The following is a 14,591-nucleotide window of genomic DNA, read 5'->3' as shown; positions in this document are numbered from 1 at the left end:
GAAATCCGCCAACCGTTGACGAGGACGGACGAGGCATGGCAGCTTCAGCGATCCCGCCGATCCGGCTGGGGCTGATCGGCACCGGTCTCGCGGTCGAAAAACTGCACTGGCCCGCGTTGCGCGGGCTCACCGACCGGTTCGAGGTCACCGCCTTCACCGACGCGTCCACCGAGCAGTGCCAACGGTTCGCCGGCTACAGCGGGACCGATCCCGCCCGGGCCGCCGCCGACCGCACTGCGTTGCTCGCCCGCGAAGACGTGGACGCCGTGCTGATCTCGGTGCCGATCCCGCACCTGTACGAGGTGGCGCGCGACGCGCTCGCGGCAGGCAAGGACGTCCTCTGCGAGAAGCCGACCGGCGTCGACGCGGCGCAGGCCGCGGCCTTCCTCGCCCTGGCGGCGGGGCACCCGGACCGCACTTTCGTGGTGGGCGAGAACTTCTTCTACCGCGACGACCTCCGCTACGCCCGCGCCTTGCTCGACGACGGCGCGATCGGCCGCCTGCACCTGATGGCGTGGCGGCACGCCGTGCGCCTGGTGCCCCGCGAGGGCGGGTTCACCGGCACCCCGTGGCGGCACCGGCCGCAGTACCGCGGCGGCGTGCACCTCGACGCCGGCGTGCACCACATCGCCCAGATCCGGCTGCTCTGCGGCGACATCGCGTGCGTGCACGGTGCCCTGCAGACGGCCAACAGCACGATCGACGCACCGTCGGACCTCGCGCTCAACCTCGTCTTCACCGGAGGCGCCATCGGCAACTACACCGCGTCCTACCCCGAGATCCCCGTGCCGCCCGAACCCAACGAGATGCGGCTGTACGGCACCGAGGGCGTGCTCGTGCTCGCCGGATCCGAGTCGGAGCGCCGCGTGACGCGCTGCCGCCCCGACGCCACCACCCACACGACGGTCTTCCAGGGCAGCGACAACGGCTACCGCGCGGAGCTCGTCGACTTCGCCGACGCCGTGCAGTTCGGAGTGCGGCCGGTCGGCAGCGTCGCGCAGAGCGTGGCCAACGCGATGGTCGTCCAGCGGGCGCTCGACTCCGCGGAACGGGCGGCGGTACTGGCGCTCGACCCCGTGCCCGGCGCGGGCCAGGTACCGCTGTGGCGGCCCCGTGGCTCGGCCGGGCTGTTCGACGGGCTGCCAGGACAACGCATCAGCAGTTCGGCGTCCTTCGCCGCTTGAGAGACCCGCAGCGTGGCGCTCGCCCCGCTGTCCCGCCGGTTGCAGTGTCGCCCCGTCGGTACGCGTCCGCTCGATCGGACGCGAGAGGAGTGGTCATGGAAGAAAAAACGGAGTGGTCCAGACGTACCTTCCTCGGGGTGAGCGCGCTGGGCGTGCTCGGTCTGGCCGGGTGCGGGAGCGGCCCCGCCCCCGCGCCGCAGGTCGACGTCCAGGTGCCCAAGGCACTGCTGGATGAAGCTTCTAGGCTCCGCGGCGGGTCGGTGGGGATGCTTTCGCAGAAGCTGTACTCGGAGGCCGCCAACAAGGCGCTGGACAAGTCGCTGCAGGTGTTCGCGCAGGCCACCGGCACCACGATCCGCAACGACCTGGTCTCCGGCGACGCCGGCGACATGGTCGCGAAGATGGACGCCGAGGTGAAGGCGGGCACCAACCGCGATCTGGCCTTCGTGAGCGACCGGCGGTTCGTCGGCCAGCTCCACAACCTGGGCGCCCTCACCGACCTCACCGACGTGGTCAACGAGATGAAAGCGCTTTACGGGGACCCCGCGACGGAGGCGAACGACTACTGCGTGTTCGACGGCCGCTGGTTCGCGATCCCGTACCACTTCATCGCGTCCGGGATGTACCTGCGCAAGGACTGGTACCAGGAGAAGGGCCTCCCGCTCAAGCCCCACTACACGTGGGAAGAGCTGCGTGACAACGCATTGGCGGTTTCCGACCCGGGGAAGCGGCGCTTCGGCTGGGGTCTCACGGTGAACCGCTCCGGCGACGCCAACGGTTTCATCGCGAACGTCATCAACACCTACGGCGGGGCGATCGCGGACAACACCGGCACGAAGGTCGTGTTCAATTCGCCGGAGACGGTCGAAGCCGTCACGTTCATCGGCGACATCTACACGAACCCGAAGTACCAGCCGATGCTGCCACCCGGGATCGGGAGCTGGACCGACTCGAGCAACAACGAGAACTGGCTGGCGCAGATCCTGGGGCTGACGCTCAACCAGTTCAGCGTCTACGCCGACTCGAAGACCAAGAAGAACCCGGTCTACGCCAACACCCACGTGTTCAACGGCGCCACCGGACCGGCGCTCGACCGGCCGCTGGCGTACGGCGAGTCCAACTCGTTCGTCGTGTTCAAGGGGGCGAAGAACCCCGATCTCGCCAAGCTGGTGGCGAAGTTCATGGTCGGCGGGAGCGCGCTGCTCGGTGTCGCGAAGGGAGCACCGTGCCTGGTCAACCCCTCGTGGGACAAGGTGTGGGACTCCGATCCGTACTACACGAGCGGTGACCCGGCTTTCCCCGCGTTGCGGGAGCAGACCCGCGCGCAGCTCCCGGTGACCACCAAGACCGGCTACGCGTTCCCCCAGACCCCCAGCCCCGGCGAGCAGGCCGCCACCGCCGCCTACCTGCTGACCGACATGATGCAGTCGGTCATCCAGGGCACCCGGCCGGCCGATGCCGTCGCCGCGACCCACGGCCGGATCGTGCAGATCTTCGAGCAGCAGGGGTACCGGCAGTGACGCTCCTTCGTCCGCGCCCGGCGCCGGCCCGTCCGGCGCCGGGCGCGTCGTCCTCGCTCACCCCGACCCAGCGGCGGCTCGGGCGCGACTGGCGCCTCGCCGCGGTGTTCATCGGGCCGACGCTCGTCCTCGTCGCCGGCCTGATCCTGGTCCCGATCGTCAGCTCGATCTTCACCAGCGTGACCGAGCGCCACGGTGCGGAGACGGTCTTCGCCGGGCTGGACAACTACACCGCCCTGATCGACGACGCCCTGTTCCACAAGGGCGTGCTCAACTCGTTCGTCTTCACCGCGTACGCCGAGATCTTCAAGGTGACCTTCGGTCTCATCGCGGCGTTGATGCTGCACCACATGCGCCGCGGCAAGGCGATCATCGCCGGGGTGATCCTGCTGCCGTGGGTGATCCCGACGGTCGTCACGGCCTTCACCTGGCGGTCCTTGCTCGACCCGATCTTCGGCAGCGTCAACGTCCTGCTCACCGAATCCGGGATCGGGCCGGGCCTCGCCGCGATCGGGCTCGTCGACAAGTGGCCCGCGGAGTGGCTGTCCGATCCCGCGCTCGCGATGCCGGCGGTCATCCTGGTCAACGTCTGGAAGGGCATCCCCTTCTTCACGGTGACGTTCCTCGCCGGCCTCAAGGCCATCGACAGCGGTCTCCACGAGGCGGCGATGGTGGACGGCGCCTCGCCGTGGCAGCGCTTCGTGCACATCACGCTGCCGGGGCTGCGCCCGGTCATGATCGTGACGGTGCTGCTGTCGTCGATCTGGACGTTCAACAACTTCGACCTGATCTGGCTGATGACCCAGGGCGGCCCGGGGGACGCCACCGCGCCGTACGTGATGGTGGCCTATTCGAAGGCCATCCAGCAGCTGCAGCTGGGCGCGGGCGCCGCGGTCACGTTGGTGATGCTGCCGATCATCGCCGTCCTCGTGGTGGTCCTCGTGCGGATGATGCGCCGCAGCGACCAGCCGGGCGCAGCCGACCTGGGGCGCAGGCGGCTCAGTCCCGCTCAGCGCCGGGCGCTGCCGTGGGTGATCGTCGTGGCCTCGGTGCTCGTGCTGGTCTGGGCGTCGCCGCAGATCGTGGGGAAGGCCGCGCTCGTGCTGGGCGTGTTCGTGCTGCTCGCGGCCGTCGTCGGCCGGGTGGTCTCCGCGCTCGCCGCGCGGAGCAAGCGGCTGGCCGCACGCCTGGTCGGGGGCACCGGCTCGGGGGTCGCGCTCGTGGGCCTGCTGGGCTTCGTGCTCGCCCCGATCTACTGGATGACGATCACGGCCTTCAAGTCCGACGACCAGATCGTCGCGCGCACCGACGACCTCTGGCCGACCCCGTGGAGCACCGAGCAGTTCACCAACCTGTTCACGGGCGCGTTCGGCACCTGGTACGTCAACACGATCCTGGTGTCGGTGGCGTCCACCGTGATCGCCCTGATCTGCGCGGCGCTGGCCGGCTACGCGCTGGCACGGCTGAAGTTCCGGGGTTCGGAGAGCTTCACGGTGACGATCCTGCTCACCTACGTGATGCCGGGCGCACTGCTGTTCATCCCGCTGTACCAGCTGATGAGCGGGATCGGGCTCAACGACTCGTTGTGGTCGCTCGTGCTCGCCTACCCCACGTTCACCCTGCCGTTCGCGACGTGGCTGCTCGTCGGCTACTTCAAGTCGATCCCGGCCGACCTCGAGGAGGCGGCGTTGGTCGACGGCTGCACGCGGTTCGGGGCGTTCCGCCGGATCGTGCTGCCACTGGCCAAGCCGGGCCTGCTCGCGGTCGCGCTGTTCACGCTCACCAACGCGTGGAACGAGTTCCTGTTCGCCTTCGTGTTCATCACCAAGGACGAAAACAAGACGCTGCCCGTCGGCATGCAGTCGATGATCTTCAACGACGTCGTGCCGCAGGGGCAGCTGGCCGCGGCGTCGCTGCTGGTCAGCATTCCGGTCGTGCTCATGTACGGGTTCGGGCAGCGGTTCCTGACCGAGGGCCTCACCGCGGGGGCCGTCAAGGGATGAGCGAGATCACGGAGGAGCACGTCGCGACGGCGTCGCGGCCGAGCGACCTGCGCATCACCGACCTGCGGGTCGCCAACCTGACCGGCGTGCCGTTCCGCTCGTCGATCATCCGGATCGACACCAACCAGGGGCTCGTCGGCTACGGGGAGGTGCGCGACCAGGCCAGCGCCACCTACGCGCTCGTGCTCAAGAGCAGGCTCGTCGGGGAAAACCCCTGCAACGTCGACAAGATCTTCCGCAAGATCAAGCAGTTCGGGTTCCACGGCCGCCAGGGCGGCGGGGTCTCCGGCGTCGAGATGGCGCTGGTGGACCTGGCCGGCAAGGCCTACGGAGTGCCCGCGTACGCGCTGATCGGGGGCCGGTTCCGCGACGAGATCCGCTGTTACGCGGACACGCCGTCGCTGCCGGACCCGCACGCGATGGGCGCCCGGCTGGCCGACCGCAAGCAGCGCGGGTTCACGATGCTGAAGATGGACGTGGGCATCGACCTGCTGTGGGACGTGCCGGGGGCGCTGATCGCGCCGCCCGGCGCTCGCGAGGACGTCACGACGATGCACCCGTTCACCGGCATCCAGGTCACCGCGAAGGGCATCGACCACCTGGTGTCCTATGTGGACATAGTCCGATCCGTCGTCGGCTACGACGTCGCGCTCGCCGCCGACCACTTCGGTCACATCGCCCTCGACTCGTGCATCCGGATCGGCCGCGCGCTGGAGCCGTTCACCTTGGCGTGGATCGAGGACCTGATCCCGTGGCAGCTGACCGATCAGTGGCGCCGGCTCACCGAGGCGGTCGCCGTCCCGACGTGCACGGGGGAGGACATCTACCTGCTCGACGGCTTCCGGCCGCTGCTGGACGCCGGCGCCATCCGCGTCGTGCACCCCGACCCGGCGACGGCGGGCGGGATCGCGGAGACCAAGCGGCTCGGCGACTACGCGCAGGAGCGCGGGATCGCGATGGCGCTGCACCTGGCGGCGTCGCCGATCGCGACGATGGCGTGCGTGCACCTGGCCGCGGCCACGGAGAACTTCCTGGCCCTCGAACACCACGCGGCCGACGTGGAGTTCTGGAGCGACCTCGTCACGGACCTGCCCCGCCCCCTGATCCAAGACGGCCACATCACGGTGCCGGACACGCCGGGACTGGGGTTCGGCGACCTCGACGAGGAGCTGATCCGCCGCCACCTCGACCCGCGCGACCCGGTGTTCTTCGCCGAAACGACGCACTGGGACGCCGAATCGAGCCACGACCGGTTGTGGAGCTAGGCGCGGCCCTGTTCGGCGCGCCACCGTTCGTACTCGGGCCGGGCCTCGTCCGACAGCGGGTAGTACAGCCGCATGTCGCCGCCCTCGGACAGCCGGATCCGGGAGAACTCCTCCCATTCCGCGTGTTCCTGAGCGTGGGCCACCAGGGCGGGGGCGAGCTTGACCGGCACGACAACGGCCCCATCGTCATCGGCGACGACGATGTCACCCGGCTCGACGAGCGTGCCCCCGCAAGCGATCGGCACGTTCACGGCGGCCGGGACGATGTCGGTCTGGGCGTGGAAGTTCGGGGTGGCGCCCCGGATCCACAGCCCGAGCCCGAGCTGCTTGGCCTCACCGGTGTCGCGCAGACACCCGTCGACGACAACGCCGGCCCCGCCACGGCCTTTGAAGTAGGTCAGCATCATCTCGCCGAACACACCGCTGCTCATGTCCCCGCGAGCGTCGACAACGATCATGTCCCCGGTCTGGGCGTGGTACATGACGTGCCGGTGCAGCTGCTTCTCCGGTTCTTCGTACTCGTCGACGGGGTAGAGGTCCTCCCGCTTCGGCAGGAACTGCAGCGTCAGCGCGGGGCCGGCCACGCGCACACCGGGCGTCACGGAAACCGGCCCCCGGATGAAGGCACTCCGAATACCCATCCGGCTGAGCTCACCACTGGCGGTGGCGCTGCCAATGGCAGCAAGCGCCGCACTGAGTTCGGCGGGCGGGCGAACGATGTCGTGCGTCTCAACCACGTCGTAGCTCCCTGGGGTGCGCGCTGACCGCAACTGTCTTCGAGCCTAGTCCGACGAACCGCCTTTCGCGACGCCATCGAGAGGACCGATCGCCACCGACCCGGAAACACCCGACCGGGAACACCATGAACAGCAATGAGGACGGCCAGGCTCTCACCGCACAGGGTGCAGCGTTGCGCGAGGAAGACCGCGGGTGCCAAGCAGGTGCTCGTCGATGCGGTAGCCCAAGGGCAGACGCACTTGGCGGGTCTGCTCGGCGATGTCGCGGACGACCTCGAAGACGACGAGCTGGCCGAGTCGTCGTATCGACAGACGGTCGACACGGGGGACATGGAGCGAGTCGACCCTCGGTGACGAGCGAAGACGCCAGGCAGCCGTTTGTACCAGCCAGGTCACCCGCAAGTGGCCGTCGCAGGGCTGCCGGAATCACGACACGATAGGGGCGTCGAGACCGCGGATTTCCCGGGTGACTCGGAGGCGAGGCCGTGAAGAAGATTGTCCTGGCCCTGGTGGTCGGTTTGGCTGCAGTTGGATTGAGTGCACCCGCGGCCGCCGAGCCACGGTTGGACAGTGTGCGAGTGTGGAACGAGTTCGCATTGGCCGCGGTACGCGCGACCCGCGCCACCGACGCCGACGCCGCCCGCACCTACGCGATGCTCAACGTTGCCGTCTACGACGCGGTCAACGGACTCGCCGGCCCGGGACGCGCCCACGCGCTGATACCCGGCCCCGGCCCGCGCGGCGCCGATCCCCAGGCCGCGGCCGTCGCCGCGGCACACGGCATCCTTGTCCGGCTGGACCCCGACCGAACCGCCGGCTACGACACCCGACTCCAGGCCGACCTGGCCCGTCTGCGTCCCGGCCACCAGCGCGACGCGGGGGTGCGCTGGGGACGTGAGGTCGCCCAACGGGTGGTGGCCTCCCGCGCCGACGACGGCTCGGCTCCGGTGCAAAGTCAGCCCGCCGGCTCCGGCCCCGGTGTCTTCCGAGCCGAGTGGTCCGGCACGCAGTACCGCAACGTTCGCCCGTTCGCCGTCGGCAACCCCGCGGTGTACATACCGGGTCCGCCACCTGCCTTGGACAGCCTGGACTACGCCGCCGCTTTTGCCGAAGTCGCGCTGCTCGGCGACGCCGGGATACCCGCCCCCGACAAGCTCGCCACCTACCAGTTCTGGTCCGTGCCGGCCGGCACGGACCAACCCGCCGGTGAGTGGGTGAAGATCGCCCTGACCACGTCTCACGGCCTGTCGTTGTCCGCTTCGGCGCGCCTCATGGCGTTGCTGACGACGACGCTGGCCGACACCACGGTTCCCACCGTGGGCACCAAGTTCACCTACCGCCATTGGCGTCCCGCCACGGCGATCCACGAGGCGGATACCGACGGAAACCCGTCGACGCAGCCGAACCCGAACTGGGCTCCACGGGCCGGCAGCACGGGCGGATCACCGGAATACCCATCCGGACACAGCTCGTACAGTGGCGCGGCGGCTGCCGTGCTGGCCGGGTTCTTCTGCACGGACAACATGCGCTTCACGCACACCACGGACACCGCACCGGGCGGCCAGGCGCGCACCTACCCGAGTTTCTCCGCGGCCGCCGCCGAGGCCGGCCGGTCGCGGGTATTCGGCGGACAGCACTTCGAATTCAGCAACCAGGCGGGTTTCGCCATCGGCCGCGGCGTCGCGACCGAAGTCCTCGCCACCCGGCTGCTGAAGCGAACCGGCCCCACCCACCACGGCAGTTGTCCATTGTAGATAAACCGGGTTCGACCTGAGCTGCTCGGGAAGTCATCGTCGCCGCGGGACCACGTTTCCGGAGCGGCGCGTATCCGGTGGCCAGGCAGGATACGCGCCGCCGGCACGTCGCGGGATTCCCTCGTCGTCAGTTGAGCTTGCGCGTATCGGCGGGCAGGCCGCCGCCGGCGTAGACGTCTTCGGCCAGCTTTGCCAGCGCGGTCAACGCGACGTTCTGGCTCCACGGGCCGTAGGAGACGCGGGAAACGCCGAGTTCCTGTGCGCGGGCCAGGGGGATCGAGCCGGGGATGCCGATGAGGTTGATCTTGCGCTCGCCGAGTTCTTCGACGAGCCGCGTCACCTGGTTCTCGTCGAGCTTGCCGGGCACGAAGAAGTTGGACGCGCCCGCGTCGAGATAGGCGCGGCCACGGGTGATCGCCTCGGTCATGGCGGTCTCTGGGTCGGTCTTGAGGAAAGCGTCGGTGCGCGCGTTGAGGACGAAGTCGATGCCGGCTGACTGTGCGGCCGCGACGGCGGCTTCGACGGCCTTCACCGCTTCGTCCAGCGGCTTCATCTGGTCTTCGAGGTTGGCGCCGACCGCGCCGACCTCGATCGCCCTGGCCACGGTGCCGCCCGGGTCTCCGTAGCCCGCTTCGAGGTCGGCGGTGACCGGCAGGTCACCGGCGGTCCGCACGATGAGAGCGATCTCGGCGATCATTTCGTCGCGCGGGATCTTCTCGCCGTCCGGGTAGCCGCGGGAAGCGGCGATGCCGTGACTGGGGGTCGCGAGTGCCTTGGTGCCGGGTGTTTCGGCGACGACTTTGGCGGTGATCGCGTCCCAGACGTTGACGACGAGCAGCAGTTCCGGCGCGGTGTGCAGCTCTTGCAGGAGAGTGGCCTTCTCGGCGGTCGAGATCATGCTGTCCAATGTAGGCGTGACACTGCAGGTCCGCCGGAAAGCCGGGGGACTACGCCGGCGTGCCCTTCGCGGCGATCCGCTGTCCGCGAGCCAGGCCCGTGATCGGCCGGCTGGCCGGGGCGGGCCCTGAGAAGCTCCACCCGTGGGGACGCCCGGCCGGAGCAGTCCTGCTGGGTGAAGCAAAATGGCAGGCCACCACGCTCAACACCGTGGGGATGGCCCTCAGCCTGCCTGGGGGACCACGCCACCGCCCCGCTCTCGGTGCCGGTGCCGGTGAACGAACTGGTGTTGCCGTCCCGGTTCCCGGGGCGGCTCGGTCGTCAGGGAGCCTCACTGAGCCGGGACGCACGCAGGAGGCCGAGCTGGTCGGCGCCGCTGGTTCCCGGGGCTGCCGTGTAGGTGACGATGCGCAGGTCGACGCCGGGCACGGTCAGCACGTCGCAGTCCAGGGTGACGTCACCCAGCTCGGGATGGCTGATCGTCTTGAGATCGCCGGTGAGCTGTCCCATGCCCGCCACTGGCCACAGCTCACCGAAGAAGGGTGAGGCCGCCCGCAAGCTGTCCACGAGCGCCGCCAGTTCCGGGTCGGCCGGGTAACGGGAGATCGCTTCGCGCAGGTCCGCGACGATCGCGGTCTCGAAAGCGTACGGTCCGGCTGTCGAGGTGACCGGGCGCAGGTGCCAGCGGCCCTCGCCCGTGCCGAAGAGGGCGCGGGCGAGGTTGCGTTCGGCGGGCGGCAGGCCGGACGGATCGCCGTGCAAAGCCGTCCACATGTCGTTCCACCACAGCAGGCTCCAATCAGCGGCGAACACGCCGATCGGGAGATCGCCGAGGCGCTCGACCAGGCGGCGGATGCTCGGCGGCACGTGGGTGCCGACGGTCTGGTCGCGGGGCGCGAGCAGGCCCGCAGCACGGAAGAGCTGGTCGCGTTCGGCAGGGGAGAGCCGCAACGCGCGGGCCAGGGCGGAGACCACCTGGACGGACGGGTTGGTGGCCCGGCTCTGCTCCAGCCGCAGCACGTACTCGTGGGAAAGACCGGCGAGCTCGGCGAGCTCCTCGCGGCGCAGGCCGGGGGCGCGCCGGCGAGCTGACCGGACGTAGCCGGCATCAGCCGGGTCGAGGCGGTCGCGCCAGCCGCGCACCAGGGCACCGAAGCTCAGGTCGCTCACTCCCCCATGATCGCACCGGGCGTGTCCTGCACCACGGTCACCATCCGGGCGAGCGCGGCTCGCATGTAGCGGGTCCAGAGCGGCTTGAACGGCCCGGCGACGATCCAACGGCGGCCAGGCAGCGGCTGGAAGTCGTAGGTCCACCGGATCGACGTGCCGGTGCCGTCGGGGAGGAACGACCACTCGCCACGCACCCCGGAGACCAGCTTGGCCAAGACGTTGGTGAAGCCGCTGAGCTCGTAGGCGAACCCGTGTCCGTCCACGACCTCGGTGAGCCGTTCATCGGCCTTGGAGCCGTCGGTGAACCAGGTCTGGCGCGAGGTCCCCGGCCGGTCCCAGACGCCGGTCTGGTCGCGCACCTCCGCGACGCCGGGGAACGGTCCCCACGGCTTGAACACCTGGGCGAGGTCGATCGGCACGATGACCCGGTGGGTGTGGGCGGGGCTGGACGCCGTACGGGCGAAGACGGTGATCGGAACGCTCTTTTTCGTCATGCCACCAGCATCACGGGCCGTGCCCGCCCGAGGCAGACACCTGTCAGTACATACCCTCGAGGTCTCGCCGTGCCGACTAACGCCCTCAACAGCGATGTTGAGCCTTGCTGCCCGAGTTCGCTGCGTTCGGGGGTGGGCGCGGATGGTCAGTGTGCCCGTTCCCAGATGGGCAGGCGGAAGGTCGCGTAGGTGAACTTGCCGGTGATCTTCCCGGCGGAGTCGAAGTGGAAGACGTCCAGGCCGTGCCATTGGACGCGGCCGCCGTAGCGGAGCCGGGCGAACCACCGCAGCGGCGGGATCGCGCGTTTGCCGTGCGCGCCGGTCAGGTCCAACCGGCACGCCCATCGGATCGTCGCCCGGGCGCGGGACTCGTCGATCACCTGGTCGTAGACGTCGAAGGTCATCGCGCCGTAGCGGCCGGCGAACTGCGGCGCGAACGCCGCCCGGATCGCGGGGAGGCCGCGCAGTTCGGGGCCGCGGCCGGGCAGGTAGCGGGCGTCCTCGGCGAAGAAGGACATGACCCGGTCGAGGTCGGGGTCGTTGAAGGAGGCCACGAAGGCGTCGATGGTCTGGCCGAGATCGGTGCTGCCGACGGTCATGTGCGTGCCGTTTCGGTGGGGGACTGTTCGGGCCGAGGTTATAAGAACAGCGTAACTTTAACAAGAGAACGTTGTTCTGCTAAGTGCGGGGGGTTAGGGTGGTGACCGCCATGGAAGCGTCGTTCCAGCGGGCCAGGCGCCCGGAGCAGAAGAACCAGCGGCGGGAGACGATCCTCGCCGCCGCCGGCGATCTCGCCCGGGCGTCGGGCGTGGCCTGGGTCAGCCTGGGCGACATCGCCGCGGCGGTGGGGCTGGCCAAGTCCAACGTCCTGCGCTACTTCGGCACGCGCGAGGAGATCTACCTGCAGCTGACGATGCGGGAGGGGGCGGACTGGGCGGCCGCCGCCGGCGCCGCGCTGCACGGGGCGAGCGGATTTTCCGCGGCGGCGGCGGCCTTGGCCGACGCTTACGCCGACCGGCCGTTGTACTGCGACCTCACCACGCATGCCGAGACGATGCTGGAGCACAACGTGTCGGTCGCGGTCTTGGAGGTCTACAAGCGGTGGGCCATCGACACCTACTTCACCCTGGGTCGGCAGCTCACTGCTGCCTGCCCCGAGCTGACCGGCACGGACGGGGCGTCCTTGGTCATGGCGGCCAGCGCGTTCGTCGCGAAACTGTTCCCGCTGACCCGTCCCTCGGCCGCACTGCGGGAGCTGTACGACCGCGAGCCGGAGATCGCCCGGGTGTTCCCCCCGTTCCGGCCGACGCTGCAGCACATGATCGCCGCGACCGCGGCCGGGCTGCCGGCCACCCACTGACACGGCGTCGAGTTCGCGGCGCGCGTTCTCCGTCGCTGCGTCGTTCTTCACGCCGTCGAGCACTGCCTGGCCGAGCCGTTCGGCGCCGGTGCGCGCAGCGCGTTGGCAGCCGCGGTTGATCAGCGTCATCAGCGACCCGATGTGCCCGGTCGACCGCGCGAACAGGTAGTCCGACAGGTTGTCGGTGAGCATTCCCGGCGGCTTCGGCGAGCACCAGGCGCTGCTCGATCGCGAGCAGCACGGCGCGCCACTGCCGGCGGTGCGCGGCGGTGTCGATCAGGAACGGCTGCATTCCGAGCCGGGTCGTGCGGCGCCCGGACTGCGCCGGCACCGGGTTGCCGGCCGCGTCGACCTCGTCGAGCAGGCCGCGCTGCGCCAGTCCGACGAGCGCATCGAACGCCTGCCGTCCGGGGACGACTCGCCGCTGGGCCGGTGGTTCGACCAGGGCATTTCGCTGTCGGGCGGGGAGCGGCAGAAGATCGCGCTGACCCAGGCCTTCCAGCGGGAGGCGCCCATTTTGATCCTCGACGATCCGACGTCGGCGTTGGAGCCCAAGCAGGCTGAGCGGATTTGCTGCTGGAGCGGGGAAGGTGGCGAAGTACGGCACCCATGAGGAGTCGATGGCGGCTCGGGGTGGGTATGCGGAGTTGGTCACCTTGCAGGTGCGGGCTTATCTGGATGGGTTGCCGGACTGAGTTATCGTCGGTTCCGGGGAGGGGCGATGATCAGTGGTGGTCTCGGGGTGGGTTCTGTTGTGGACTGGCCGGGGCGGCGTTCGTTGCTTTGGCGCGGTGCTCTTATCGTGAAGTGCCGTGAGCTGGTTCGGTGGGGGCCGTTGGGGTGATGGCAGGGTGGGTCACGTCGTGAAGCGGGTTGACCTGGTGCTCTGCTGGTTCATCGTGGGTGGGGTCGTGTTGTCGCCGCTGTACAACACGGCGTTGGTCCGGGCTCAGCTGATCGGCGACGCGCTGGTGGGGTCGTATGGCACCGTCGCCGTGTTGTGTGCCGGGCTCGCGCTCGCGTGGCGAGCGACGCTGCAGCGCGGCCACCTGCGCGCCAACCCCGCCACGCTGACCTGGGCGGACTTCGACGGCCGGCGCCCTTCCGTCCTGACCCGGCGCCTGCTGGGCGGTTGGGCCGTGCGGTTCGGCGTGGCCGGGTACTCCTTCGTGGTCGCCGGGGTGCTGATCGGGTTTCCGTCCGACCTGGTGGGACCGCTCGCGCTGTACGTTGGCGTGGCGGCGTTGGCCCTCGCGATGGCCCGGCGACGGATCCCTGGGGAGGGCGCGCTGCCGTTCGTGCCGGCCGTGCTCGGGGTGTTCCCCGGGAGTCCGCTGGGGGTTTTTGCGGGTGTGGCTTGGGCTGCCGCGCTGGGGTTGGCGTGGGGGCCTTCGGCCGCGGCGTCACGCGAGCGGCTGGTTCGCGGCTACCGTGAGCTTTCGGCGCGGAACACGGCCGCGACGTTCCTCGATGTCTGGGCACTGCTGCCGGCCGGGCGACCGGTGCCGTGGATCAGGTTGGGTGGGCGTCACCCAGCGTTGCGTTACGTCGTGGCGGGGACTCTCGCGCGGCGCCACGCGCTGGGGTTGCCGGTGTTCCTGGCACTCGCCGTGACTGCGGTGCACACGACGTTCCCAGCGTTGTCGTCCGTCTGGCTGTTCGGCCTCTTCGGGTACGTGTCCCTGCTGCCGTTCGCGGCGCCGATCGCCCAGCTGCACCGCTCGGCGGCGCTGCGGCGTTGGCTTACCGCGTCCGAGCTTCGGCTGCGGTTAGCGATGGCGTGGGTGCTGGTCGTTTTGGCGGCGGTGTGGACGTTGGTGGTCGCGTTGCTGGGTGTGCCGGTGACGGTCGGTTCGGTCGTGGCGGTGCTGGTGGCCGCGTACGCCGCGGTGCGGTCCGTGACCCGCGGCCCCCTCGACTTCGGTTCGATGAACCTCGTGCTCTACGAGGGCGTCCTCATCCCGACGGGCCTCCTGCGGCAGCTCGCGCGTGGCCCAGACCTGCTGGTTGTGGGGCTGCTTCTCTGCGGTTTGCTGCCTTAGGATCGACGTGTTGTCGTAGTGAGTTCCTCCGGCAACGGCAAATCCACCCTGGCCCGGCGCCGTGCTTGACGTCCCCGTCACCCACCTCGACCACCCGTACTCGCGCCCGGGCTGGGTGCTGGCGCCGGCGTCGGAGGTCCGCGACGCTGTCTCAGCGGCATGAGA

General features: G+C 69.8%; 12 protein-coding genes and 1 pseudogene. 8 read left to right on the top strand and 5 right to left on the bottom strand.

The window, feature by feature from the left end:
* Positions 1 to 35 precede the first annotated feature (35 nt).
* The 4 genes from ACH54P_RS21880 to ACH54P_RS21865 all read left to right on the top strand — a co-directional run bounded on the left by ACH54P_RS21880 (position 36) and on the right by ACH54P_RS21865 (position 5,972).
* Positions 36 to 1,184, top strand: coding sequence for a Gfo/Idh/MocA family protein (locus ACH54P_RS21880; protein WP_489915564.1), 1,149 nt, complete (start codon positions 36 to 38; stop codon positions 1,182 to 1,184).
* A 95-nt stretch (positions 1,185 to 1,279) separates the two neighbouring features.
* Positions 1,280 to 2,704: an extracellular solute-binding protein gene (locus ACH54P_RS21875; RefSeq protein WP_489915562.1), complete on the top strand. Its 1,425-nt coding sequence runs from the start codon at positions 1,280 to 1,282 to the stop codon at positions 2,702 to 2,704.
* Positions 2,701 to 4,707 carry an ABC transporter permease gene (locus ACH54P_RS21870; RefSeq protein WP_489915560.1) on the top strand — a complete coding sequence of 669 codons (2,007 nt, stop codon included), beginning with the start codon at positions 2,701 to 2,703 and terminating at the stop codon, positions 4,705 to 4,707. Before ACH54P_RS21875 ends, ACH54P_RS21870 begins: the two co-directional genes overlap by 4 nt.
* Positions 4,704 to 5,972: a mandelate racemase/muconate lactonizing enzyme family protein gene (locus ACH54P_RS21865; RefSeq protein WP_489915558.1), complete on the top strand. Its 1,269-nt coding sequence runs from the start codon at positions 4,704 to 4,706 to the stop codon at positions 5,970 to 5,972. Before ACH54P_RS21870 ends, ACH54P_RS21865 begins: the two co-directional genes overlap by 4 nt.
* Here ACH54P_RS21865 and ACH54P_RS21860 read toward each other — a convergent pair.
* A complete protein-coding gene (locus ACH54P_RS21860; RefSeq protein WP_489915556.1) occupies positions 5,969 to 6,709 on the bottom strand; it encodes a ribonuclease activity regulator RraA in 741 nt (246 codons plus the stop codon). The genes ACH54P_RS21865 and ACH54P_RS21860 overlap by 4 nt on opposite strands.
* A gap of 485 nt (positions 6,710 to 7,194) precedes the next feature.
* Here ACH54P_RS21860 and ACH54P_RS21855 point away from each other — a divergent pair, with 485 nt between their 5' ends.
* Positions 7,195 to 8,463: a vanadium-dependent haloperoxidase gene (locus ACH54P_RS21855; RefSeq protein ID WP_489915554.1), complete on the top strand. Its 1,269-nt coding sequence runs from the start codon at positions 7,195 to 7,197 to the stop codon at positions 8,461 to 8,463.
* A 127-nt stretch (positions 8,464 to 8,590) separates the two neighbouring features.
* On the opposite strand, the gene ACH54P_RS21850 is transcribed toward ACH54P_RS21855, so the two are convergent.
* The 4 genes from ACH54P_RS21850 to ACH54P_RS21835 form a co-directional block, all read right to left on the bottom strand.
* Positions 8,591 to 9,361, bottom strand: a complete 771-nt coding sequence (locus tag ACH54P_RS21850; protein ID WP_489915552.1) for an isocitrate lyase/PEP mutase family protein — start codon at positions 9,359 to 9,361, stop codon at positions 8,591 to 8,593.
* A 320-nt stretch (positions 9,362 to 9,681) separates the two neighbouring features.
* Entirely contained in the window at positions 9,682 to 10,530 is an 849-nt protein-coding gene (locus tag ACH54P_RS21845) for a helix-turn-helix transcriptional regulator (RefSeq protein ID WP_489915550.1), read from the bottom strand.
* The gene (locus ACH54P_RS21840) at positions 10,527 to 11,024 is read right to left on the bottom strand and encodes an SRPBCC family protein (protein WP_489915548.1); all 498 of its coding nucleotides are present in this window, start codon (positions 11,022 to 11,024) and stop codon (positions 10,527 to 10,529) included. The genes ACH54P_RS21845 and ACH54P_RS21840 overlap by 4 nt, the downstream gene beginning before the upstream one ends.
* 146 nt (positions 11,025 to 11,170) lie before the next feature.
* Positions 11,171 to 11,623, bottom strand: coding sequence for a YybH family protein (locus tag ACH54P_RS21835; protein WP_489915546.1), 453 nt, complete (start codon positions 11,621 to 11,623; stop codon positions 11,171 to 11,173).
* A gap of 110 nt (positions 11,624 to 11,733) precedes the next feature.
* On the opposite strand from ACH54P_RS21835, the gene ACH54P_RS21830 reads away from it, so the two are divergent.
* The 3 genes and pseudogenes from ACH54P_RS21830 (at position 11,734) to ACH54P_RS21820 (ending at position 14,426) form a co-directional block, all read left to right on the top strand.
* A complete protein-coding gene (locus ACH54P_RS21830; RefSeq protein ID WP_489916560.1) occupies positions 11,734 to 12,384 on the top strand; it encodes a TetR/AcrR family transcriptional regulator in 651 nt (216 codons plus the stop codon).
* A gap of 331 nt (positions 12,385 to 12,715) precedes the next feature.
* A pseudogene (locus tag ACH54P_RS21825) lies at positions 12,716 to 13,079 on the top strand (ATP-binding cassette domain-containing protein); the annotation flags it as partial.
* Between the two features lie 168 nt (positions 13,080 to 13,247).
* Positions 13,248 to 14,426: a hypothetical protein gene (locus ACH54P_RS21820; protein WP_489915544.1), complete on the top strand. Its 1,179-nt coding sequence runs from the start codon at positions 13,248 to 13,250 to the stop codon at positions 14,424 to 14,426.
* The last annotated feature ends 165 nt before the right edge of the window (positions 14,427 to 14,591 follow it).

The organism is Amycolatopsis sp. N2S4-7 (genome assembly GCF_058119595.1).
The sequence above is the reverse complement of the archived record's forward strand: the minus strand, read 5'-3'. Positions and strand labels throughout refer to the sequence as shown.

Excerpts from the sequence above, each read along its gene's own strand:
- ACH54P_RS21850 (WP_489915552.1), bottom strand. The coding sequence starts at position 9,361 with ATGATCTCGACCGCCGAGAAGGCCACTCTCCTGCAAGAGCTGCACACC.
- ACH54P_RS21840 (WP_489915548.1), bottom strand. The coding sequence starts at position 11,024 with ATGACGAAAAAGAGCGTTCCGATCACCGTCTTCGCCCGTACGGCGTCC.
- ACH54P_RS21865 (WP_489915558.1), top strand. The coding sequence starts at position 4,704 with ATGAGCGAGATCACGGAGGAGCACGTCGCGACGGCGTCGCGGCCGAGC.
- ACH54P_RS21880 (WP_489915564.1), top strand. The coding sequence starts at position 36 with ATGGCAGCTTCAGCGATCCCGCCGATCCGGCTGGGGCTGATCGGCACC.
- ACH54P_RS21830 (WP_489916560.1), top strand. The coding sequence starts at position 11,734 with ATGGAAGCGTCGTTCCAGCGGGCCAGGCGCCCGGAGCAGAAGAACCAG.
- ACH54P_RS21875 (WP_489915562.1), top strand. The coding sequence starts at position 1,280 with ATGGAAGAAAAAACGGAGTGGTCCAGACGTACCTTCCTCGGGGTGAGC.
- ACH54P_RS21835 (WP_489915546.1), bottom strand. The coding sequence starts at position 11,623 with ATGACCGTCGGCAGCACCGATCTCGGCCAGACCATCGACGCCTTCGTG.